Source organism: Streptomyces sp. RKAG293 (genome assembly GCF_023701745.1).
Lineage (GTDB): Bacteria > Actinomycetota > Actinomycetes > Streptomycetales > Streptomycetaceae > Actinacidiphila.
Map to the genome: position 1 here is coordinate 6,272,873 of NZ_JAJOZB010000001.1, position 21,729 is coordinate 6,294,601.

Annotated in this window: 16 protein-coding genes; 12 read left to right on the top strand and 4 right to left on the bottom strand. The window is 71.2% G+C overall.

The genetic code is table 11. The features are described from left to right. Nucleotides 1-26 precede the first annotated feature (26 nt). From LNW72_RS27915 to LNW72_RS27925, 3 genes are all read left to right on the top strand, one after another. Nucleotides 27-635 (top strand): hypothetical protein, encoded by a 609-nt coding sequence (locus tag LNW72_RS27915; protein WP_250977875.1) that lies wholly within the window; start codon nucleotides 27-29, stop codon nucleotides 633-635. Between the two features lie 204 nt (nucleotides 636-839). After that, entirely contained in the window at nucleotides 840-1,055 is a 216-nt protein-coding gene (locus tag LNW72_RS27920) for a hypothetical protein (protein ID WP_250977876.1), read from the top strand. 37 nt (nucleotides 1,056-1,092) lie between these two features. After that, nucleotides 1,093-4,179 carry a helix-turn-helix transcriptional regulator gene (locus tag LNW72_RS27925; protein WP_250977877.1) on the top strand — a complete coding sequence of 1,029 codons (3,087 nt, stop codon included), beginning with the start codon at nucleotides 1,093-1,095 and terminating at the stop codon, nucleotides 4,177-4,179. Here the strand turns inward: LNW72_RS27925 and LNW72_RS27930 are convergent. The 3 genes from LNW72_RS27930 to LNW72_RS27940 form a co-directional block, all read right to left on the bottom strand. Beyond that, on the bottom strand, nucleotides 4,160-4,321 hold the full coding sequence (locus tag LNW72_RS27930; RefSeq protein ID WP_203674013.1) for a DUF6191 domain-containing protein: 162 nt from the start codon (nucleotides 4,319-4,321) through the stop codon (nucleotides 4,160-4,162). The two genes, LNW72_RS27925 and LNW72_RS27930, sit on opposite strands and share 20 nt — an antisense overlap. Nucleotides 4,322-4,338: 17 nt before the next feature. Then, the gene (locus tag LNW72_RS27935) at nucleotides 4,339-5,538 is read right to left on the bottom strand and encodes a PQQ-dependent sugar dehydrogenase (protein ID WP_250977878.1); all 1,200 of its coding nucleotides are present in this window, start codon (nucleotides 5,536-5,538) and stop codon (nucleotides 4,339-4,341) included. A gap of 273 nt (nucleotides 5,539-5,811) precedes the next feature. Next, nucleotides 5,812-6,804 (bottom strand): aldo/keto reductase, encoded by a 993-nt coding sequence (locus LNW72_RS27940; RefSeq protein ID WP_250977879.1) that lies wholly within the window; start codon nucleotides 6,802-6,804, stop codon nucleotides 5,812-5,814. Nucleotides 6,805-6,891: 87 nt separating this feature from the next. Here LNW72_RS27940 and LNW72_RS27945 point away from each other — a divergent pair, with 87 nt between their 5' ends. From LNW72_RS27945 to LNW72_RS27975, 7 genes are all read left to right on the top strand, one after another. After that, nucleotides 6,892-7,845 carry a 2-hydroxyacid dehydrogenase gene (locus tag LNW72_RS27945; protein WP_250977880.1) on the top strand — a complete coding sequence of 318 codons (954 nt, stop codon included), beginning with the start codon at nucleotides 6,892-6,894 and terminating at the stop codon, nucleotides 7,843-7,845. A 267-nt stretch (nucleotides 7,846-8,112) separates the two neighbouring features. Beyond that, a complete protein-coding gene (locus LNW72_RS27950) occupies nucleotides 8,113-10,953 on the top strand; it encodes an EAL domain-containing protein (protein WP_250980342.1) in 2,841 nt (946 codons plus the stop codon). Between the two features lie 197 nt (nucleotides 10,954-11,150). Then, complete coding sequence (locus LNW72_RS27955) at nucleotides 11,151-13,028, top strand: acetolactate synthase large subunit (RefSeq protein WP_250977881.1); 1,878 nt, start codon at nucleotides 11,151-11,153, stop codon at nucleotides 13,026-13,028. A gap of 31 nt (nucleotides 13,029-13,059) precedes the next feature. After that, a complete protein-coding gene (ilvN, locus tag LNW72_RS27960) occupies nucleotides 13,060-13,587 on the top strand; it encodes an acetolactate synthase small subunit (protein ID WP_250977882.1) in 528 nt (175 codons plus the stop codon). 124 nt (nucleotides 13,588-13,711) lie between these two features. Then, entirely contained in the window at nucleotides 13,712-14,713 is a 1,002-nt protein-coding gene (gene ilvC / locus LNW72_RS27965) for a ketol-acid reductoisomerase (protein ID WP_250977883.1), read from the top strand. A 235-nt stretch (nucleotides 14,714-14,948) separates the two neighbouring features. Further along, nucleotides 14,949-16,541 carry a phosphoglycerate dehydrogenase gene (serA, locus tag LNW72_RS27970; RefSeq protein WP_250977884.1) on the top strand — a complete coding sequence of 531 codons (1,593 nt, stop codon included), beginning with the start codon at nucleotides 14,949-14,951 and terminating at the stop codon, nucleotides 16,539-16,541. A gap of 132 nt (nucleotides 16,542-16,673) precedes the next feature. Further along, on the top strand, nucleotides 16,674-17,258 hold the full coding sequence (locus LNW72_RS27975) for a Uma2 family endonuclease (RefSeq protein ID WP_250977885.1): 585 nt from the start codon (nucleotides 16,674-16,676) through the stop codon (nucleotides 17,256-17,258). Nucleotides 17,259-17,279: 21 nt separating this feature from the next. Here the strand turns inward: LNW72_RS27975 and LNW72_RS27980 are convergent, their stop codons facing one another. Then, nucleotides 17,280-18,509: a helix-turn-helix domain-containing protein gene (locus tag LNW72_RS27980; protein WP_250977886.1), complete on the bottom strand. Its 1,230-nt coding sequence runs from the start codon at nucleotides 18,507-18,509 to the stop codon at nucleotides 17,280-17,282. A 136-nt stretch (nucleotides 18,510-18,645) separates the two neighbouring features. Between LNW72_RS27980 and LNW72_RS27985 the strand changes: the two genes are divergently transcribed. Both LNW72_RS27985 and pruA read left to right on the top strand, forming a co-directional pair. Beyond that, the gene (locus LNW72_RS27985) at nucleotides 18,646-19,575 is read left to right on the top strand and encodes a proline dehydrogenase family protein (RefSeq protein ID WP_250977887.1); all 930 of its coding nucleotides are present in this window, start codon (nucleotides 18,646-18,648) and stop codon (nucleotides 19,573-19,575) included. Nucleotides 19,576-19,683: 108 nt separating this feature from the next. Then, nucleotides 19,684-21,312 carry an L-glutamate gamma-semialdehyde dehydrogenase gene (gene pruA / locus LNW72_RS27990; protein ID WP_250977888.1) on the top strand — a complete coding sequence of 543 codons (1,629 nt, stop codon included), beginning with the start codon at nucleotides 19,684-19,686 and terminating at the stop codon, nucleotides 21,310-21,312. Nucleotides 21,313-21,729: the final 417 nt, after the last annotated feature.

Sequence of the window (21,729 nt, forward strand, 5' to 3'; positions counted from 1 at the left end):
AGAAACGGAACCTACGGTTTCGTCGCATGGACACCACGAAGACCGACGCACTGGACAAGGCCGCCACCGACCCGGAGACCCAGGACAGCACGGAGAGCACGGACTCCACGGCCACAGCGGCGGACGACCGGGACACGGCCGTCCCGGCACAGGGCGGTATCGAACCGGACGCACGCGACGAGGACGGCTTCGACGAGGACGACCTCGACGACGAGCCGTCCGGGACGCAGGGCGCGACCGGTGTGCTCGCCGCCGCGGGCTCGGTCGTCGCGGTCGGGCTGGGCGTCTCGTCGCTCACCGGTACCTGGATCGGCGACCTCATGAAGGACCGTGAGCAGCTGATCGGCCAGATCAAGACCTCGGGCGGCTCGGTGCAGGCCCAGCTCGCCGCCGGATACGGCACCCCCTGGCACACGGTGGCGCTCTTCAACGGCATCTTCGCCGCGGTCGCCATCCTCGTCGCCGCCGTCGTCCTGTTCCGTCCCGGCCGGCCCGCCGCCGCCGGGAACCACTGGAGCCAGGCGCTCGCGTGGGGCGGCCTCATCCTCGGTGTCCTCGGCCTGCTGATCGCCGGAGCCATGTGGTTCGACGTCTTCACCGACCTGCCGGTGGTCGCCGCCACGCCTCAGCAGTGAACCCCTCAGCAGTGAACCCCTGAGCAGCGAACCCCCCCAGCAGTGAACCCCTCAGCAGTGGACTAAGGCCCCCCGTGCCGGTAAGGCACCGGGCCTAAGTACCCCGGGCGACCGGAGTTCGGGCAGCTGCCCGATGTGGCGCACCCCCCTTGGGGACGAGGCTTGTCCCAGCGGAACAAGCCGCACAGCCAAGGGGAACACGCCATGTATGAGCTCGAACTCCACCAGGTCCGCGCCACCGAACTCCAGCGCCGGGCACGGGACGAGAACCAGGCCCGCGCGGTCATCGCCGTCCGCCGGAGCGAGCGCCAGGCCCAGCGCCGGGCGCAGCGCGCGGCACGCCGCGAGGGGCGGGTGACCACGGACGCCGGCCGGGTGGGCCGCGCACTGCGCGGCGTACGCCACCACGCGGCGTCGTGAAGTGATATCCGTTACTGCGCTGTCGGACTGCCGTGCGATGCTCAGCACTGTGCAGACCCAGTCCGTCAGCCCCGTCTTCGTCGGCCGCGACAGCGAAATGACCCGCCTCGCCGATGCGCTCGCCCGCGCCCGAGCGGGCGAGCCGCAGGGCCTGGTCGTCAGCGGTGAGGCCGGCGTCGGCAAGACCCGCCTCACCGAGGAGTTCCTCGCGGCGGCCGCCTCGTCGGGCGCGGTCACCGCCGTCGGCGGCTGTGTGGAGATCGGCGCGGACGGTCTGCCCTTCGCCCCGGTGTCGACCGCACTGCGCTCGCTGTATCGGCAGCTCGGGGACGAGCTGACGGCCGCCGCAGGCAACCAGGCGGGCGAGCTGTCGCGGCTCCTGCCCGAGCTGGGCGAACACCGCGAGATGACGCGCGACGGACGCGATTCGCAGGACGACGACGGCCGGGTGCGGCTCTTCGAGCTCACCGCCCGGCTGCTGGAACGGCTCGCGGCGGACCGTACCGTCGTCCTCGTCCTGGAGGACCTGCACTGGGGCGACCGCTCCACCCGCGAGCTGCTCGCCTATCTCTTCCGGTCGCTGCACCGCGGCCGGCTCGTGATCGTGGCCACCTACCGGTCCGACGACATCCACCGCAGGCACCCGCTGCGGCCCTTCCTCGCCGAGCTGGACCGGCTGCGCACCGTCGACCGGATCGAGCTGTCCCGGTTCAGCCGCGCGGAGGTCCGCCGCCAGATCACCGGCATCCTGGCCGCCGAGCCCGAAGGCGGCATGGTGGACCGGGTCTTCGAGCGTTCCGACGGCAACCCGTTCTTCGTGGAGGAACTCGCCGTCAGCATCCAGCAGGGCTGCAGCTCCGGGCTGAGCGACTCACTGCGCGACCTGCTGCTGGTACGGCTCGAAACGCTGTCGGAGGACGCCCAGCGCGCCGCGCGGATCGTCGCCGAAGGCGGCACCACCGTGGAGTACCCGCTGCTCGCCGCCGTCGCGGGACTCTCCGAGGACGACCTCATCGAGGCGCTGCGCGCCTGCGTCGGCGCCAACATCCTGCTGCCCTCCGAGGACGGCGACGGCTACCGCTTCCGGCACTCCCTGGTCCGCGAGGCGGTCAGCGACGATCTCCTGCCCGGGGAGCGCAGCCGGATCAACCGCCGGTACGCACAGGCCCTGGAGGCCGGCCCCGGCCTCGTCCGCACGGACGAGCGGGCCGCCCGGCTGGCCAGCTACTGGTACTACGCGCACGACCCGGCCAAGGCGCTGCCCGCCGTGCTGCGCGCCTCCGTCGAGGCCCGGCACCGGCACGCCTACGCCGAGCAGCACCGGTTGCTGGAGCGCGCCCTGGAGCTGTGGGAGGACACGCCGGAGGAGATCCGCGGCGAGCTGCGCCCCGCGGACTACGCCGAGGTCTACCCGCCGTGCGGCTGCCACCCCGACACCCCGCTGAGCTTCCTCGACCTGCTGGCCGAGATCACCGTCTCCGCCCGGCTGAGCGGTGAGCCCGAGCGCGCCTTCGCCGTGGCCAAGCGCGCGCTCCGGCTGATCGACGACACGACGGACGCGCTGCGGGCCGCCTGGTTCCGGGCCCAGCGCTCGCGACTGGTCCAGGACCTGGGCCGCGGCGACGGCTGGGAGGACGTGGGCCGCGCCCAGGAGCTCCTGCGCGGTCTGCCGCCGTCCGCCGTCCACGCCGACGTCCTCGCCTTCGCCGCCGCCTGGATGATGATCCACAAGTCCGGTGAGGAGGCCATCACCACGGCGGAGCGGGCCGTGGACCTGGCCCGCCTGGTCGGCGCCCGCGAGACGGAACTGAACGCCCGGCTGACCCTCGGGCTGCTGCACGCCGACTCCGGGGACGTCGAGGGCGGTCTGGTGCTGGCCGAAGACGTCTGCCGCGAAGCGCGCAAGCTCGGACTGCCCGGGCTCATCGGCCGCTCCCACGGCAACCTCGCCTCGGTCCTGGAGGGCGTCGGCCGGTCCCACGACGCCATCGCGGTCGCCACCGAGGGCATCGAGCTGGTCCGGGAGATCGCCACCCGCAGCGTCCGCGCCTATCTGCGCGGCAACGAGGGCGAGTCGCTGTTCTCGCTCGGGCTGTGGGACCGCAGCGAGGCGGCGGTCCAGTGGGCCCGCACCAACGGGTCCGGAAGGATGGCGGCCGGCGGACAGACGATGAACCTGGGCTTCCTCGCCCTGCGCCGCGGCCGGACCGGAGCGGCCGACGAGTACGCGACGGCCGCCCGCGAGAGCTTTCTGCACGACACCCAGCCGCAGCACCTGGTCCCGATCCGCACGCTGACGCTGGAGATCGCCGTCCGGCGGGGCCGCTTCGACGAGGCGCGTACGGTCCTGGCCGACGCGCTCGACGAGGGCTTCGTGCCCGGCACGTCCCGCTACTGGTGGCCGCTGCTGGCCGCCGGCGCCGCCGCCGAGGCGGACGCGCCCTGGATGACCGTCGACGACCGGGACCGCGCGGCGCACCTGAAGCGCATCCGCACCACCGCGTCGTCACTGCCCCGGCTCGCACCGGTCTGGGAGGCGTACGCCCTGCTCGTCGAGGCGGAGCTGGCCCGCGCCGAGGGACAGGCCGCGCCCGAGCGGTGGGCCGCCGTGGTCCGCGCCTTCGAACCGGTGGGGCGCCCGTACGAACTCGCCCAGAGCCGCTACCGGTGGGCCGAGGCGCTGCTGGCCACCGGGCACGAGGCCGGGGAGGCCCGCGAGGCCAGGGAGAGCCGTGAGGAGGCCTGCGCGCTCCTCACGCTCGCCCACACGGCCGCCGAAACGCTCGGCGCGCGCCCGCTGACCGACGAGGTCGCGCTGCTCGCCCAGCGCGCCCGGCTGTCGCTGCACGAGCCGGCCGGCCGGGACGGCGCGCGGGCGGTCCCCGCGGTGGACGAACCCGCCGATCCGGCCGAGGCGCTGGGCCTGACGGCACGCGAGCGCGATGTGCTGCGGCTGGTCACCGACGGCCGGACGAACCGTCAGATCGCCGAGGAGCTCTTCATCTCGCCGAAGACGGCGAGCGTGCACGTCTCCAACATCCTGGCCAAGCTCAACGTCTCCGGCCGGGGCGAGGCGGCGGCACTGGCGCACCGGCTGCGGCTGTTCACGGTTCCGTCCGTATGACGACCGTCCCGGACTCGAGGTCTATCGACCCGCGTCCGGGATCGTTGTCGCCGGTGTCCTCGCGGGACAGCGCCAGCCGGTTCCGCTCGTCGTCGGTGTGCTTGCGTCCCGGGGTGAACAGCTCCTCGAGGGGATTGAACATCGCGCACCTTCCCGGTGTCAGCCGACCTTGAGCCGCAGAATGCGGTCGTCGCCGGGCTTGGGGGTGCCCCGCCCGTCCGTGTTGCTCGTGGTCAGCAGCAGGGTGCCGTCCTCCACGGTCACCACGGTACGCAGCCGCCCGTAGGTTCCTGTGAAGAACGCCTGCGGGGCCGCGGCGGCCTTCGTGCCGTCCAGCGGGATGCGCCACAGCCGCTCGCCCTTCAGCGAGGCCATCCAGATGCAGCCGGCGGCGTAGGCGATGCCGCTGGGGGAGGCGTCGTCGGTGTGCCACTGCGCGACGGGGTCGACGTATCCCGCGCGGTGCGCCTGGCCCTCGACGACCGGCCAGCCGTAGTTCTTGCCCGGCTCGATGAGGTTCAGCTCGTCCCAGGTGTTCTGTCCGAACTCCGCCGCCCACAGCCGGCCCTGCGCGTCCCACGCCAGGCCCTGCACATTGCGGTGGCCGTACGAATAGACCACGGAGTCCGCCTCGGGGTTGCCGTGCGCCGGCTGCCCGTCCGGGGTCATCCGCAGGATCTTCCCGCCCAGCGACGTCTTGTCCTGGGCCAGCGGCTGGTTCCCGCTCTCACCGGTCCCGGCGTAGAGCATCTTGTCGGGGCCGAAGGCGATCCGGCCGCCGTTGTGGTTGGTGCCGCTGGGGATGCCGCGCAGGATCGTGTCCGGCGCCCCCAGCTGCTGGCCGACGGGCCGGGACGGGTCGTAGAGCATGCGCGCGATGCGGTTGTCGTCGGCGGTGGTGAAGTACGCGTACACCAGCCGGTCCGCGCCGAACGACGGGGAGATCGCGAGCCCGAGCAGCCCGCCCTCGCTGCCCGGCGTCCCGCCGGCCACCCCCGGCACCGAGCCGACCTCGGTGGTCTTCCCGGTGGCCGGATCGGTCCTGAGGATCTTCCCGGTGTCCCGGGAGGCGACCAGCAGTGCCCCGTCCGGGAGTTCGGCCACCCCCCACGGCGTGGTGAGGCCGGTGGCGACGGTCCCGGTCACGGTGGCGGTACCCGTCGCCGGAGCGGCGGACTCGGAATCCGACGGTTCGGCGGTCGCCGTGGGAGCGGCGGCGGTGGAGGTGGCCGGCCGCGACGTGGCCGGCGGCTCCGGCACCCCGCCGCCGGGCGACGAGCAGCCCGCGAGCAGCGCGGCGGCGGCGAGCACGGACGTCACGGCGGTCACGGTGGTCGCGGTGGTGGTACGGCGGTGCACGGTGGGTCCTCCCTCGTGGTGTCCCGCGGCGGCATCACCGGGCTCCGCCCCGCGATGCCGGCCTGGGACTCGGGGACGACCCCCGGGAAATTGCAGCACACAACGGGCCCGCGCCGCCCGGCTCTTCGCGGTTCCCATGGCCCGCCTCCGGTTGTCGTGGGTCCGCCCGCGGCCCCCGCGAGCCGATCGTCCACGGCCTCTCAGACCCGCCCGTCCCAGTCTCCCGCCCGCCCCGGGAGCCCGCACGATCAGTCCCGGGAGCCCGCACCCCCGTCAGTCCCAGGAGCCCCGTACGGCGGGCAGCCCGGCGATCTCCGCGAAGTCCGCCGGCTCCAGGCGGAGCGCCGCCGCCCCCGCGTTCTCCGCCGCCCAGCGCCCGGTCTTGGTGCCCGGCACCGGAACCACCGCGGGCCCCTGGCCCAGCACCCAGGCCAGCGCCACCTGGGCCGGGGTCGCGCCGTGCCGTTCCGCGATCCGCCGCAGGCCCGCCACGATCGGCTGGTTGGCGGCCATCATCTCGGCCGTGAACCGGGGATGCCGGGCCCGCAGATCGTCCGGCTCGAAGCCCTGCCCCGGGGTGAGGGTGCCGGTGAGGAAGCCGTTGCCGAGCGGCATCGCCGCCATGAACCCGACACCGCGCGCCGCGCACCACGGCACGAGCGCCTCCAGCGCCTCGGTGGACCACACGGACAACTCCGCCTGCACACAGCTCACCGGGAAGACCTGCTGCGCGCGCACCAGCTGCCGGATCGTTTCGTCGTGCATACGGGAGCCGGTCCGCCGGTTTCCGCGGGCGCCGACCGCGCACAGCCCCAGCGCACGCACCTTGCCCGCCGCCACCAGCTCCGCCATCGCGCCCCAGGTTTCCTCGACCGGGACCTCCGCGTCGATCCGGTGCAGCTGGTACAGGTCGATGACATCGGTCTGCAGCCGCCGCAGCGACGCGTCGCAGGCCCGCTTGACGTAGCCGGGCCGCCCGTTGGCCACGATGTGCTGCTCGCCCACCAGCAGCCCGCACTTGGTGGAGACGAACACGTCCTGACGGCGCTCCCGCAGCACCCGCCCGACCAGCAGCTCATTGGTGAACGGCCCGTACATGTCGGCGGTGTCCAGCAGCGACGTCCCGCTGTCCAGCGCCGTGTGCACCGCCCGCAGGGACCCCTCGCCGTCCTGCCGCGAAGCGCTGTACGCCCAGCTCATGGGCATGCAGCCCAGGCCCACGGCGCCCACTTCGAGAGCTGCTGCACCGATTGTCCTGCGCTCCACCTGGCCTGCCCTTCTCACAGCGCCCCAACAGGGGCGTGGACCAAGGTAACGTCCCCCTCGGACAGTGCATCGCATAGCCTCCTGACCATGGCTGACACGTTGCTGAACCACCGGCCCCAGGTCTGGCTGCCCATCCCGGCCGAGGAGATCGGCCCGCTGCCCACCGACCTGGACTACGTCTTCTGGAACGGTGCCGACGCGTACCCGGCGGATCCGTCGACCGCCGCGTTCTACGTCGTCCCGTACATGAAGGGAGCGGAGGTCGCCGCCCGGCCGCTGCCCCGGATGACGGGCCTCCGCGTCGTACAGACCCTGAGCGCCGGCACCGACCAGGTCGCCGGCTACCTCGGGCACCTGCCGCCCGGCGTACGCCTCTGCAACGCCCGCGGCGTGCACGAGGCGAGCACCGCGGAACTCACTCTCGCGCTCACCCTCGCCTCGCTGCGCGGCATCCCGCGCTTCGTCCGCGGCCAGGACGCCGAGGAGTGGCACGACGGCTTCTACCCCGCGCTCGCCGACAAGAGCGTGCTGATCATCGGCTACGGCTCGATCGGCAGTGCGATCGAGGACCGGCTCACCCCGTTCGAGTGCGACATCGTCCGGGTCGCCCGCACCGCGCGCCCCTCCCCGCGCGGCCCGGTGCACGCCCTCGCCGAACTGCCGGAACTCCTGCCGGAGGCCGATGTGGTGGTGCTCTCCACCCCGCTGACCGAGGCGACCAGAGGACTGGTGGGAGCGGAGTTCCTGTCCCGGATGAAGGACGGCGCACTCCTGGTGAACGTCGCGCGCGGGCCCGTGGTCGACACCAAGGCGCTGCTCGCCGAACTGGAGTCCGGACGGCTGCGCGCGGCACTCGATGTCACGGACCCGGAACCGCTGCCCGCCGGGCACCCGCTGTGGCACGCTCCGGGCCTTCTCATCAGCCCGCACGTCGGCGGCAGCACCTCCGCGTTCCTCCCGAGGGCCAAGCGGCTGCTGCGCGCACAGTTGTTCCGTTTCGCCACAGGAGAGCCGCTGAGCAACGTGGTCACCACCACCTGACGTCGCAGGTGGAGGGCGTGCGGCACCCGGTGACTGCACTGCGTGGTGGTGATCTCCCTTGCGGTTACGCTGTGTAGAGGAACTATGTCCCTGAGTGACGAGTCTGGTGTATCGTCCCGACCGGGGGACGCGTCACGGACGCCCATGGGTTGCCGGCGGCGCGCGAAAGGTCAGCAAGCGAGGGGGGCGACGGGTGATGCACGGCCAATGGCGAGACGACCTGACGCGGTACAGCGGCGCACCGCGACAGCGATACGGGACCACACGGTGAGCTCGACCGGGGCGGTGATCGCTCAGCCGCCCGCCCACACCGGCCGGGCGGGGCTCGTGCCGCAACTCCTGGTCGCCGTGCTCTGCGGAGGCTACGCGACCGGCGCCGCGGTGGGCTGGGGATCGGCCTGGATCGCCGACATCATGGGCGACTTCGGGCTCGCCGCCGCCGCGGCCGCGGCCAGCGTCTCCTCGTTCGTCTACGCCCGGACCCTCACCGGCCGCCAGCGGCCCACCTGGTTCCTGTTCGCCGGCTCGTCCGCCATGGTGGCGCTCGGCAACGGCACCTGGGGCTGGTACGAGGTCGTGCTGGACGGCCCGTACCCCAAGACCTCGATCGCCGACTTCTTCTTCCTGCTCTTCGCCCCACCGGCGATCATCGGTCTGCTGATGCTCGCCAAACGCCCGGTCACCCGGGCCGGCTGGGTCTGCCTGGCGCTGGACGCCTGGCTCGTCGGCGGCTCCCTGCTCACCCTGGCCTGGAGCCTCGCGCTCGCCAACGACGCGAGCCTGAAGGGGCTCAGCGCCGCCCAGGCCGCGCTGCGGCTCGCCTACCCGCTGCTCGACATCGCGCTCGCCAGCATGGTGCTGGCGCTGCACTTCCGGCGCTCCCCGGCCAACCGCGTCGCGGTCAACACCGCCATCGCCGCCCTCGCGCTGACCGTGCTGTGCGACGCGCTGTTCCGTTCCCCGCTCTGGCGCGACCACTACCAGTCCGGCCACATCCTGGACGCCGGGTGGTTCGCCGGCAGCATGCTCCTCGCCTACGCCCCCTGGGCGGGCCGGCGGGACGCCGCCCGGCTGGAGCCGCGCTCCATCGCGCACTCCAGCCGCAAGGTCGCCGGCTCGCTGGCCGCCCTCGTCCCGTACCTCTCGGCGGGCGTCTGCACCCTCGGCATCCTGTACAACGTCATCGACGGCCGGAAGACCGACCATGTGGTGCTCTTCACCGGCTGCACCGTCGTCCTCGCGCTCGTCGTCCGCCAGGGCATCATGCTGCTCGACAACATCTCCCTCACCCAGGAACTGGCCCAGAAGGAGAACCACTTCCGGTCCCTGGTGCAGGGCTCCAGCGACGTCATCATGATCGCCGCGCCCACCGGCGTGCTGCGCTACGTGAGTCCGGCGGCCCGGGGTGTGTACGGGCGGGACGCCGAGGACATGGTGGGCACCGAGCTCGCCTCGCACATCCATCCCGAGGACCTGGGGCGGGTGGTGCACGAGGTCCGCAGGTTTCTCGCCGCCTCGCCCGCCGCGGAGCCCGCTACGCGCATCGAGTGCCGGATCCGCGCCGGCCGCGGCCGGGACGGCGGCGGCTGGCTCAACGTGGAGTCCAGCGTCAACCGCTACCAGGGCGGGCTGATCTTCAACAGCCGCGATGTGACCGAACGGGTGCGATTGCAGGCCCAGCTCCAGCACAACGCCTCGCACGACCCGCTCACCGACCTGCCCAACCGGGCCCTGTTCACCGAACGGGTGAGCCATGCCCTCGGCGGCCGGCGCAGCGGCGACGGCGAGGCGGCGGTGCTCTTCGTCGACCTCGACGGTTTCAAGGCGGTCAACGATACGGTCGGCCACCAGGCCGGCGACGAGCTTCTCGTCCAGGCGGCCCGGCGGCTCCAGGAGTCGGTCCGGTCCGGGGACACGGCGGCACGGTTGGGCGGCGATGAATTCGCCGCCCTCATCTGTGGCGGGAGCGCCGACCGCGAGCTGCGGGAGTACCAGATCCACGAGATCGCCGACCGGCTGCGGTCCGCGCTCTCCGAGCCGTACCGCGTGGAGTCCGGCGAGGTCCGGGTCGCCGCCAGCATCGGGGTCGCCTTCGCCGAGCCGGGGATCACGCCCAGCGAGCTCATGCGCAACGCGGACCTGGCGATGTACCGCGCCAAACAGGCGGGCAAGGGCCGGGTCGAAATGTACGCGCCCCAGATGCAGGCCGACGTGGTGCGCCGCGCCGAGCTGGCCACCCGGCTGCGCAACGCCCTGCACGACGGGGAGTTCACCCTGCTGCACCAGCCCGTGGTCGAGCTGCGCACCGGGCGGGTGGCGGCCGTCGAGGCGCAGGCCCGCTGGCGCTCCGCCCAGGGCATCCTCTTCACCCCCGCCGAGTTCCTGCGGGTGGCGGAGGACACCGACCGCACCGCGGAGCTGAGCCGCTGGCTGCTGCAGGAGGCGGTCGAGCAGGCCGCGCTGCGGCACGGCTCGGGCCATGCCGTGCCGGTGGCCGTCCGGATGTCCGTCCGCCGGCTGATGCACCGGGACCTGCCGCTCGGCAGCATCGAGACCCTGCTGAGCCGCCATGAGCTGCCGGCCGGCGGCCTGGTGCTGGAGCTGACCGACAACGACCCGCGGATCTCCCTGGAGGAGCTGGAGCGCAGGCTCTCGGCGCTGCGCCGGCTCGGTGTGCAGATCGCGCTGGACGGCTTCGGCACCGGATACGCCGCGATGACCGCGCTGCGCACCCTCCCGGTGGACCTGCTCAAGATCGACCGCAGCTTCGTCGAGGGGATCGTCGAATCCGCCCGGCTGCACAAGATCACCGCGGGCATGCTGCGGATCGCCGAGGACCTGGGCATCCGCACCGTGGCGGACGGGGTGGACCGGCCCGAGCAGGTGACCGCGCTGCGCGCCATGGGCTGTACGCACGGCCAGGGCATGGCCTTCTCCGGGCCGCTCGACGAGCACCGGCTGAGGGGCTCCCTGGCCCGTGGCGGCTACCCCGTACCTCATGGTTCCATCGCTCTGACCGGCGGCCCACTACCCGTGCGGCACACCGGAAGCACCGGAACGAGTGATCCCCTTCGCTCAAATGCTGAGACGCCCGTCCCACCCGCTTGACACTCCGAGGGGTCCAGAGGGAGGGTCGTGTCCATGCGCACCCGAATTCTCGTACTTGGAAAGCGCGTCGGCTGACCGAGGCCCACCATCGCCTTGGAAAACGCACCGACGCGCTCCCCTCGCTTGCCTGACGGCACGAGGGGTTTTTTGTTGCCTGGCACCCAGAAGAAACTCATCTTCGAGAGAAGAGAACGCAGATGACCGAGCAGGCCACCGGGGCCCCCCATCCGCAGCAGCGGGCCCGCAGCGGGGGACAGCAGCCCACCACTCCCGAGCGCATGACGGGCGCGCAGTCCCTCATCCGTTCGCTCGAGGCGGTCGGCGCCGACACCGTATTCGGTATCCCTGGCGGTGCGATCCTGCCGGCCTACGACCCGCTGATGGACTCCGTCAAGGTCCGCCACATCCTGGTCCGCCACGAGCAGGGGGCCGGCCACGCCGCCACCGGCTACGCGCAGGCCACCGGCCGGGTCGGCGTCTGCATGGCCACCTCGGGTCCGGGCGCCACCAACCTCGTCACGCCGATCGCCGACGCCCACATGGACTCCGTCCCGCTGGTCGCGATCACCGGTCAGGTCGCCTCCAAGGCGATCGGTACCGACGCCTTCCAGGAGGCGGACATCTGCGGCATCACGATGCCGATCACCAAGCACAACTTCCTGGTGACCAAGGCCGAGGACATCCCGCGGACGATCGCCGAGGCGTTCCACATCGCCTCCACCGGCCGTCCGGGCCCGGTCCTCGTCGACATCGCCAAGGACGCGCTGCAGAACCAGACGACCTTCTCCTGGCCGCCGCAGATGGACCTGCCCGGCTACCGCCCGGTGACCAAGCCGCACGCCAAGCAGATCCGCGAGGCCGCCCGGCTGATCAACGAGGCCCAGCGCCCGGTGCTGTACGTCGGCGGCGGCGTCATGAAGGCCCGCGCCACCGCCGAGCTGCGGATCCTGGCCGAGCTGACCGGCGCCCCGGTCGTCACCACGCTGATGGCGCTCGGCTCGTTCCCCGACAGCCACCCGCAGCACGTCGGCATGCCCGGCATGCACGGTGACGTCACCGCGGTCACCGCGCTGCAGAAGTCCGACCTGCTGATCGCGCTCGGCGCCCGCTTCGACGACCGGGTCACCGGCCGGCTCGACACCTTCGCCCCGTTCGCGAAGATCGTGCACGCCGACATCGACCCCGCCGAGATCGGCAAGAACCGCGCCGCGGACGTGCCGATCGTCGGCGACGCCCGCGAGGTCCTCGCCGACCTGATCGTCGCGGTCCAGGCGGACCACGAGGCCGGCCACAAGGGCGACTACACCGACTGGTGGAAGGACCTCAACCGCTGGCGTGACACCTATCCGCTGGGCTACGACACCCCGAACGACGGCAGCCTCTCCCCGCAGCAGGTCATCGAGCGGATCGGCCAGCTGGCCCCCGAGGGCACCCTGTTCGCGGCGGGCGTCGGCCAGCACCAGATGTGGGCCGCGCAGTTCATCAAGTACGAGAAGCCCAACACGTGGTTCAACTCCGGCGGCGCCGGCACCATGGGGTACGCGGTGCCCGCCGCGATGGGCGCCAAGGCCGGCGTCCCCGGCGCGACCGTCTGGGCGGTCGACGGTGACGGCTGCTTCCAGATGACCAACCAGGAGCTGGTCACCTGCGCGCTCAACAACATCCCGATCAAGGTCGCCATCATCAACAACGGCGCCCTGGGCATGGTCCGCCAGTGGCAGAACCTCTTCTACGGCGAGCGGTTCTCCAACACCGTGCTGCACGCCGGTGAGACCAACGCCGACAGCGGCTCGACGGTCGGCGTCGGCTCGACGGTGAACCGCGGCACCCGCGTCCCGGACTTCGTCAAGCTGTCCGAGGCGATGGGCTGCGTGGGTCTGCGCTGCGAGAGCCCGGACGAGCTGGACGCGGTCATCGCCAAGGCCAACTCGATCAACGACCGCCCGGTGGTCGTGGACTTCATCGTCCACGAGGACGCCATGGTGTGGCCGATGGTCGCGGCCGGTACCTCCAACGACGAGATCCTGGCCGCCCGCGACGTCCGCCCGGACTTCAGCGACGGCCAGGAAGACTGAGGCGCAGGACCGAGAGAAGGAACGAAGCGACATGTCCAAGCACACGCTCTCCGTCCTGGTGGAGAACAAGCCCGGCGTCCTCGCCAGGATCACCGCGCTGTTCTCCCGCCGCGGGTTCAATATCGACTCCCTCGCGGTGGGCACCACGGAGCACCCCGAGATCTCCCGCATCACGATCGTCGTCAACGTGATCGACGAGCTGCCGCTGGAGCAGGTCACCAAGCAGCTCAACAAGCTGGTCAACGTTCTGAAGATCGTAGAACTGGAGCCCGGCGGCGCTGTTCAGCGTGAACTCGTTCTGGTGAAGGTGCGGGCCGACAACGAGTCCCGATCCAAGATCGTCGAGATCGTCCAGCTGTTCCGCGCCAAGACCGTGGACGTCTCCCCGGAGGCTGTCACGATCGAGGCCACCGGCGGCGCCGACAAGCTCGAGGCGATGCTCAAGATGCTGGAGCCCTTCGGCATCAAGGAGCTGGTGCAGTCCGGCACCATCGCCATAGGGCGGGGCGCCCGCTCCATCACCGACCGCTCGCTGCGGGCTCTCGACCGCTCCGCGTAGTGACCGGCGCACCGCGTCGCCGCTCCGGCGGCGACGCGGTACCGCATAGCGAGACCGACAAGCTTTCTTCCGCCCACCGGACGTACTGTGTGGGCAATCCACCAGAACCAAGGAGATATCCCAAGTGGCTGCCGAGCTGTTCTACGACGACGACGCCGACCTCTCCATCATCCAGGGCCGCAAGGTCGCGGTCATCGGATACGGCAGCCAGGGCCACGCCCACGCGCTGTCGCTGCGTGACTCCGGCGTCGACGTGCGCGTCGGCCTGCACGAGGGTTCCAAGTCCAAGGTCAAGGCCGAGGAGGAGGGCCTGCGCGTCGTCTCCGTCGCCGAGGCCGCCGCCGAGGCCGACGTGATCATGATCCTGGTCCCGGACCCGCTCCAGGGCAAGGTCTACGAGGAGTCCATCAAGGACAACCTCAAGGACGGCGACGCGCTCTTCTTCGGTCACGGCCTCAACATCCGCTACGGCTTCATCAAGCCGCCGGCCAACGTCGACGTCGCCCTGGTCGCCCCGAAGGGCCCAGGCCACCTGGTCCGCCGTCAGTACGAAGAGGGCCGCGGCGTCCCGTGCATCGCGGGCGTCGAGCAGGACGCGACGGGCAAGGCGTTCGCGCTCGCCCTCTCCTACGCGAAGGGCATCGGCGGCACCCGTGCCGGCGTCATCAAGACCACCTTCACCGAGGAGACCGAGACCGACCTCTTCGGCGAGCAGGCGGTCCTCTGCGGCGGTGCCTCCGCGCTCGTCAAGGCGGGCTTCGAGACCCTCGTCGAGGCCGGCTACCAGCCCGAGATCGCGTACTTCGAGTGCCTCCACGAGCTCAAGCTGATCGTGGACCTCATGTACGAGGGCGGCCTGGAGAAGATGCGCTGGTCGGTCTCCGAGACCGCCGAGTGGGGCGACTACATCACCGGCCCCCGCATCATCAACGACCAGACCAAGGTCGAGATGAAGAAGGTCCTCGCCGAGATCCAGGACGGCACCTTCGCCAAGAACTGGATGGCCGAGTACGAGGCCGGTCTGCCGAAGTACAACGAGTACAAGAAGGCCGACCAGGACCACCTGCTGGAGACCACCGGCAAGAAGCTCCGCAAGCTCATGAGCTGGGTCGACGACGAGGCGTGAGCCTCATCGGGTGCGGGGCGGTCGCAGTGGCCGCCCCGCACCTTGTCCACGGCGTACAGCCACGTGCGGGTGATCCTTCCACCAAGGCACAAGTCGTACTCGGCGGCGCCGATACACTGCAACTACAAAGCGCGTCAGGCTCACAGCGTCGTGCGTCTTCCACGCGGCATGCCATCCCCTCCCTCCCTGGAGCGTCCGCGGGACCGGCCGCCCACGAAGGACAAGTGAGGACCACGTGAGCCAGAAGCCTGTCGTACTCATCGCCGAAGAGCTGTCGCCGGCCACTGTCGACGCACTGGGACCGGATTTCGACATCCGGCACTGCAACGGCGCCGACCGGGGTGAGTTGCTCTCCGCGATCAAGGATGCCGACGCCATCCTGGTCCGCAGCGCCACCAAGGTGGATGCGGAAGCCATCGCCGCCGCGCCCAAGCTGCGAGTCGTCGCCCGCGCGGGCGTCGGTCTGGACAACGTCGACGTGTCCGCCGCCACCAAGGCCGGCGTGATGGTCGTCAACGCCCCGACCTCGAACATCGTCACCGCCGCCGAGCTGGCCTGCGGCCTGCTCATCGCCACCGCCCGTAACATCGCGCCGGCCAACTCGGCGCTGAAGAACGGCGAGTGGAAGCGGAACAAGTACACCGGCGTGGAGCTGGCCGAGAAGACCCTCGGCGTCGTCGGCCTCGGCCGCATCGGCGCGCTGGTCGCCCAGCGCATGTCCGCGTTCGGTATGAAGATCGTCGCGTACGACCCCTACATCCAGCCCGCTCGCGCGGCCCAGATGGGTGTCAAGATCCTCAGCCTGGACGAGCTGCTGGAGGTCTCCGACTTCATCACCGTCCACCTGCCGAAGACCCCCGAGACCCTCGGCCTGATCGGTGACGACGCCCTGCACAAGGTCAAGCCGTCGGTCCGGATCGTCAACGCCGCGCGCGGCGGGATCGTCGACGAGGAGGCGCTCGCCTCGGCCCTGAAGGAGGGCCGCGTCGCGGGTGCCGGCCTGGACGTGTACGCGAAGGAGCCGTGCACCGACTCCCCGCTCTTCCAGTTCGACAACGTGGTGGCCACCCCGCACCTGGGCGCCTCCACCGACGAGGCGCAGGAGAAGGCCGGCATCGCCGTCGCCAAGTCCGTCCGCCTCGCGCTCGCCGGTGAGCTGGTACCGGACGCGGTCAACGTCCAGGGCGGCGTCATCGCCGAGGACGTACGCCCGGGTCTGCCGCTCGCCGAGAAGCTCGGCCGGATCTTCACCGCGCTGGCCGGCGAGGTCGCCGCCCGCCTGGACGTCGAGGTCCGCGGCGAGATCACCCAGCACGACGTGAAGGTGCTCGAACTCTCCGCGCTCAAGGGCGTCTTCGAGGACGTCGTCGCCGAGACGGTCTCCTACGTCAACGCGCCGCTGTTCGCCCAGGAGCGCGGTGTCGAGGTCCGGCTGACCACGTCGAGCGAGTCGCCCGACCACCGCAACATGGTCACGGTGCGCGGCACCCTGACGGACGGTACGGAGGTGTCGGTCTCCGGCACGCTGGCCGGCCCGAAGAACATCCAGAAGATCGTCGCCGTCGGCGACGAGGACGTGGACCTGGTCCTCGCCGACCACATGGCCTTCCTCCGCTACACCGACCGCCCCGGCGTCGTCGGCACGGTCGGCCGCATCCTCGGTGAGGCCGGCGTCAACATCGCGGGCATGCAGGTCGCCCGCGCGGCCGTCGGCGGCGAGGCCCTCGTGGCCCTGACCGTCGACTCCTGCATCCCGCCGGCCGCCCTGGCCGAGATCGCCGAGGAGATCGGCGCCACGTCGGCCCGCGCGGTGGACCTCACGGACTGACCGCAGGTCACCGACCGATCGAGGTCATGACGTCAGCGACGCAGCCGCCCTTCACTCGTATGAGGGGCGGCTTCGTCATTCCCTCCCGCTACGCTGAACGCTGCGGACAGAATCCCGTCCATGGGAGGAATCATGACTGCCGAACCGCTTCCGGCCTGGGCTTTCCCGCCCAAGGGCGGATTCACTGCGGACGACCTCGACCGTATCCCCGATCTCCCGCCGCACACAGAGCTGATCGACGGGAGCCTTGTCTTCGTGAGTCCGCAGAAGTATTTCCACATGCTGGCCGTGGATCTTTTGAGCACTTTGCTGCGCCAGGCGGCGCCGGCGAAGTTCCGTGTCCTGCGCGAGATGACCGTCGTTCTGAACAGGACGAATCGGCCTGAGCCCGATATCTCGATCGTGCGGGCCGAAGCGGTTTCGGAGGCTGCTGACGAAACCGGCTACCAGGCTGCGGACGTCGTTCTCGCCGTGGAAGTCGTATCACCCGAGTCAGCGGAACGGGACCGTAAGCGCAAGCCCCAGCTCTACGCGGAAGCGGGTATCCCGCATTTCTGGCGGGTCGAGAAGGGCGAGGGACGGCAGCCGGTCGTCTATGTCTACGAACTCGACACGATGACCCAGACCTATGTTCCGTCGGGCATCCACCATGAACGGCTCAAGGTCCCCGTCCCCTTCACCATCGACATCGACCTCACCGAGATCGACCGCCTGTAGGACCCCGCCCGGCCCGCCCCCTCACAATCGCGCCGCCTTCAGTGCCATGTGCAGCAGCAGCCGGTCCTCGCCCTCGTCGAGGTCGAGGCCGGTGAGCTGTTCGATGCGGGAGAGCCGGTAGTAGAGGGTCTGGCGGTGGATGGCCAGGGCGGCGGCGGTGCGGCCGGCCTGGCCGGCGCAGTCGAGGTAGACCTCGGCGGTGCGGGCGAGCTCGCGGTGGGACGGTTCCAGCAGCGGGAGCACGGCGGGGTCGGGGGCGGTGCCGCCGGGGAGTGCCGAGAGCATGCGGTACGGGCCGAGGCCCGACCAGTCCGCGACGGGTGCGAGCCGGGGCTGGGCGCGGGCCGCGCGGGCGGCCGCGGTCGCCTGCCGCCAGGCCTCCGACAGTCCGTCCAGCCCGCGCGCCGGGTCGCCGATTCCGGCCACCGCGCCGGGCGCGGTCGACGTCTCCAGCAGCCGGGCGGCGGCGGTGCGGGCGGGGGAGAGGTGCTGGGCTGAGCGGAGCCGGACCAGTACGGCCAGCGGTTCGGCGGCCGGCACCGGGCCGGGGCCGGGCGGCCCGTGGGCCGGGACCCGGCAGAGCGCGGCGGCGCCGGGGATCGAGCGGATCCCCGGCAGTTCCGCCGAGCCGTCGTCCGCGCCGTCCGCGGTATCGGACCCGCCCGTACCGGCCGGCGCCGGCGGAGCCGTCCAGCCCAGCACGCACACCAGCGCGTGCACCTCGTCCGCGTCCGGGCCGAGCGCCGCGCTCAGCGCGTCCCGCGCGGCCTCGCGCCGCTGGCCGGGGCTCGCGGTCAGCGCCGCGCGCAGCTCGCGGCCGACATCGGCGCCCGCCCGGGACTCGGCGGCCAGCCGGTCGCCGATCCGGTCGCAGACCTCCATCGCGGCGACGAGCCGCGGGTCGGGATCCGGGCCGGCGGCCGAATCGTCGAGCAGCCACACATAGCCGTGCACGATGCCGCGATGGCGCACCGGCAGGCAGATCCGGCCCCGGACGACGCCCGCGTCAGGAGCGGCGGGGATGCGGACCGGGCCGGTGGCGCGGGCGATGCCGAAGCGTTCGAACCAGGAGCGGACCTCGGCCGTCGAGCGCCGGGTCAGGATCGACCGGGTGCGGACGGGGTCCATCGCGCCGTCGTCGCTGTCGTGCGCGCCGAAGGCGATCAGCCGGAAATCGCGGTCCTCCAGGGTCGCGGGCGCGCCGACGAGAGCGGACACCTCGTCGACCAGTTCCTCGTAGTCACCTCGCACCCCGCCATTGTCTCTTACATCTGTATGAGGGACGCCGCACGGATGCGTGACAGGTGTCGATGGTTCACGGGGTAGGTGAACCCTAGATTTCGCGGTGTCGCTGCCTGTTCATGCTCTGATCCTGAAGGAGCCCCCCGTGCTCGGTCCCGTGTTGCTCGCCGCCTCGCGCAGCGACCGCATGCGTCGCATCGTCGCCGCCGCGCCGATCACCCGTCCCGTGGTGAACCGTTTCGTCGCCGGCGACGAACTGCATCCCGCCATGGACAACGTCCGCGAGCTCACCGCCTCCGGCCTGGAGGTCACCCTCGACCACCTGGGCGAGGACGTCACGGACGAGGCCACCGCGCACGCGACCCGCGACGCGTACCTGGGCCTGCTGCGGGCGCTGGAGACCGAGGGCCTCGGCACCCGCGCCGAGGTCTCCGTGAAGCTGTCCGCGTTCGGGCAGGCGCTGCCGGACGGCGGCCACGACATCGCGCTGGAGAACGTCCGCGAGGTCGCGGAACTCGCCACCGCGATCGGCACCACGGTCACCCTCGACATGGAGGACCACACCACGGTCGACTCGACCCTGGGGATCCTCGCCGAGCTGCGCAAGGAACACCCGGACACCGGCGCCGTCATCCAGTCGTACCTGTTCCGCACCGAGGACGACGCCAGGAAGCTGGCCGTCGCCGGCTCGCGCGTGCGCCTGGTGAAGGGCGCCTACAAGGAGCCCGCGAGCGTCGCGTTCCAGTCCAAGGCCGAGGTCGACAAGGCGTATGTGCGCGTCCTGAAGATCCTCATGGCCGGCGACGGCTACCCGATGGTCGGCTCGCACGACCCGCGCATGATCGCCATCGCCCAGGAGCTGGCCGCGCGCTACGACCGCAAGCCCGGCAGCTACGAGTTCCAGATGCTCTACGGCATCCGCACCGCCGAGCAGCGCCGCCTCGCGCACGACGGCGAGCGCATGCGCATCTACGTGCCGTACGGCGCAGACTGGTACGGATACTTCATGCGCCGCCTCGCGGAGCGCCCGGCCAACCTCGCCTTCTTCCTCCGTTCCTTCCTCCCCAGCCGCTGAGCGATCCTCACCCGCTGAGTAATCCTCAACCCCGGCGAGTGATCCTCAACCCCGCTGAGCAACCCTCATCCCCGCTGCGAAACCCTCACCCCAAAGGAGCGCACCTCGATGGATGCTGTGACCCAGGTCCCCACGCCGGTGAACGAGCCGATCCACTCCTACGCCCCGGGATCCCCCGAGCGCGCCCGGCTCGAAGCGAAGCTGAAGGAGCTGGCCGGCAATCCGATCGACCTGCCGATGACCATCGGCGGCGAGCAGCGGATGGGCGGCGGCGAGCGCTTCGACGTCGTGCAGCCGCACAATCACAGCGCCCGCATCGGCACCTACGCCAACGCCACCGCCAAGGACGCGCAGGACGCCGTCGACGCCGCCCTCGCCGCGGCCCCGGCCTGGCGCGCGCTCTCCTTCGACGACCGCGCCGCGATCATCCTGCGCGCCGCCGACCTGCTGTCGGGCCCGTGGCGCGAGACGCTCGCCGCTTCGACGATGCTCGGCCAGTCGAAGACCGCCCAGCAGGCCGAGATCGACTGCCCGTGCGAGCTCGTCGACTTCTGGCGCTTCAACGTCTCCTTCGCGCGGCAGATCCTCGCCGAGCAGCCGATCAGCAGCGCGGGCGTGTGGAACCGCAGCGACCACCGGCCGCTCGAGGGCTTCGTCTACGCGATCACGCCCTTCAACTTCACGGCCATCGCGGGCAACCTGCCGACCGCCCCCGCCCTGATGGGCAACACCGTCGTGTGGAAGCCGTCCCCGACGCAGACGCACGCCGCCGTACTGCTCATGCGCGTGCTGGAGGCCGCCGGCCTCCCCAAGGGCGTCATCAACCTGGTGACCGGTGACGGCATCGCCGTCTCCGAGGTGGCGCTGACCCACCCGGACCTGGCCGGTATCCACTTCACCGGCTCGACCAAGACCTTCCAGCACCTGTGGAAGACGGTCGGCACCAACATCGAGAAGTACAAGACGTACCCGCGCCTCGTCGGTGAGACCGGCGGCAAGGACTTCGTCGTCGCCCACCCCTCCGCCGACCCGGCGATCCTGAAGACCGCGCTGACCCGCGGCTCCTTCGAGTACCAGGGCCAGAAGTGCTCGGCCTCCTCCCGCGCCTACATCCCGCGCTCCATCTGGGAGAACGGCTTCAAGGAGGAGTTCGCGGCCGAGGTCGACGGCATCACCATGGGTGACGTCACCGACCTGTCGAACTTCATCGGCGCCGTCATCGACGAGCGTTCCTTCGCCAAGAACAAGGCGGCCATCGACCGCGCGAAGTCCGACCCGACCATCGAGGTCGTCGCCGGCGGCACCTACGACGACTCGGTCGGCTACTTCGTCCGCCCGACCGTCCTGGTCTCGACCGACCCGGCGAACGAGATCTTCCGCGACGAGTACTTCGGCCCGATCCTCGGCATCTACGTCTACGACGACGCCGACTTCGACACCATGCTCGCCCAGATGGAGTCGGTCTCGCCGTACGCCCTCACCGGCTCGATCATCGCCCAGGACCGCGCCGCGGCCGTCGACGCGATGGAGAAGCTGCGCTTCGCCGCCGGCAACTTCTACATCAACGACAAGTCGACCGGTGCCGTCGTCGGCCAGCAGCCCTTCGGCGGCGGCCGTGCCTCGGGGACGAACGACAAGGCCGGCGCCGCGTCCAACCTGATGCGCTGGACGTCCACCCGCTCCATCAAGGAGACGCTGGTCCCGCCGACCGACTACCGGTACCCGCACCAGGGCTGACCAGCCCCGTAGCGGCCCCACCGCGGGCCGACCGCAGACCGCCGCCCCCGTATTCCGGTCCCCATCCGGATGCGGGGGCGGCCTGCGTTCGGGTGGTCTCCGTCTCAGATAGTAGGAAGTCCGAGTAACTGTGGAGACATAACGGCCGCACTGACCTAGCTTTGTAGAAGCCGAACGAATCGCTCCACCAGCGATCGGCGGATGCGAACCAGCGCCCTTCACGCAGGTCACCCCCTGCGGCGCACGTTCCCCGCCCCGTTCTATGGCGACAACCATCTCCTTGATCTTCCTTTGGAGCTGATCACCATGGACGAGACCGCACGCGAGAACGCGATGAAGGCACTGCAGCGCTCGCTCGACCGCCGGGACAACGGCGGCAGCACGGGCCACGAAGCCCGCTAGCGCGGCGCGCAGCCA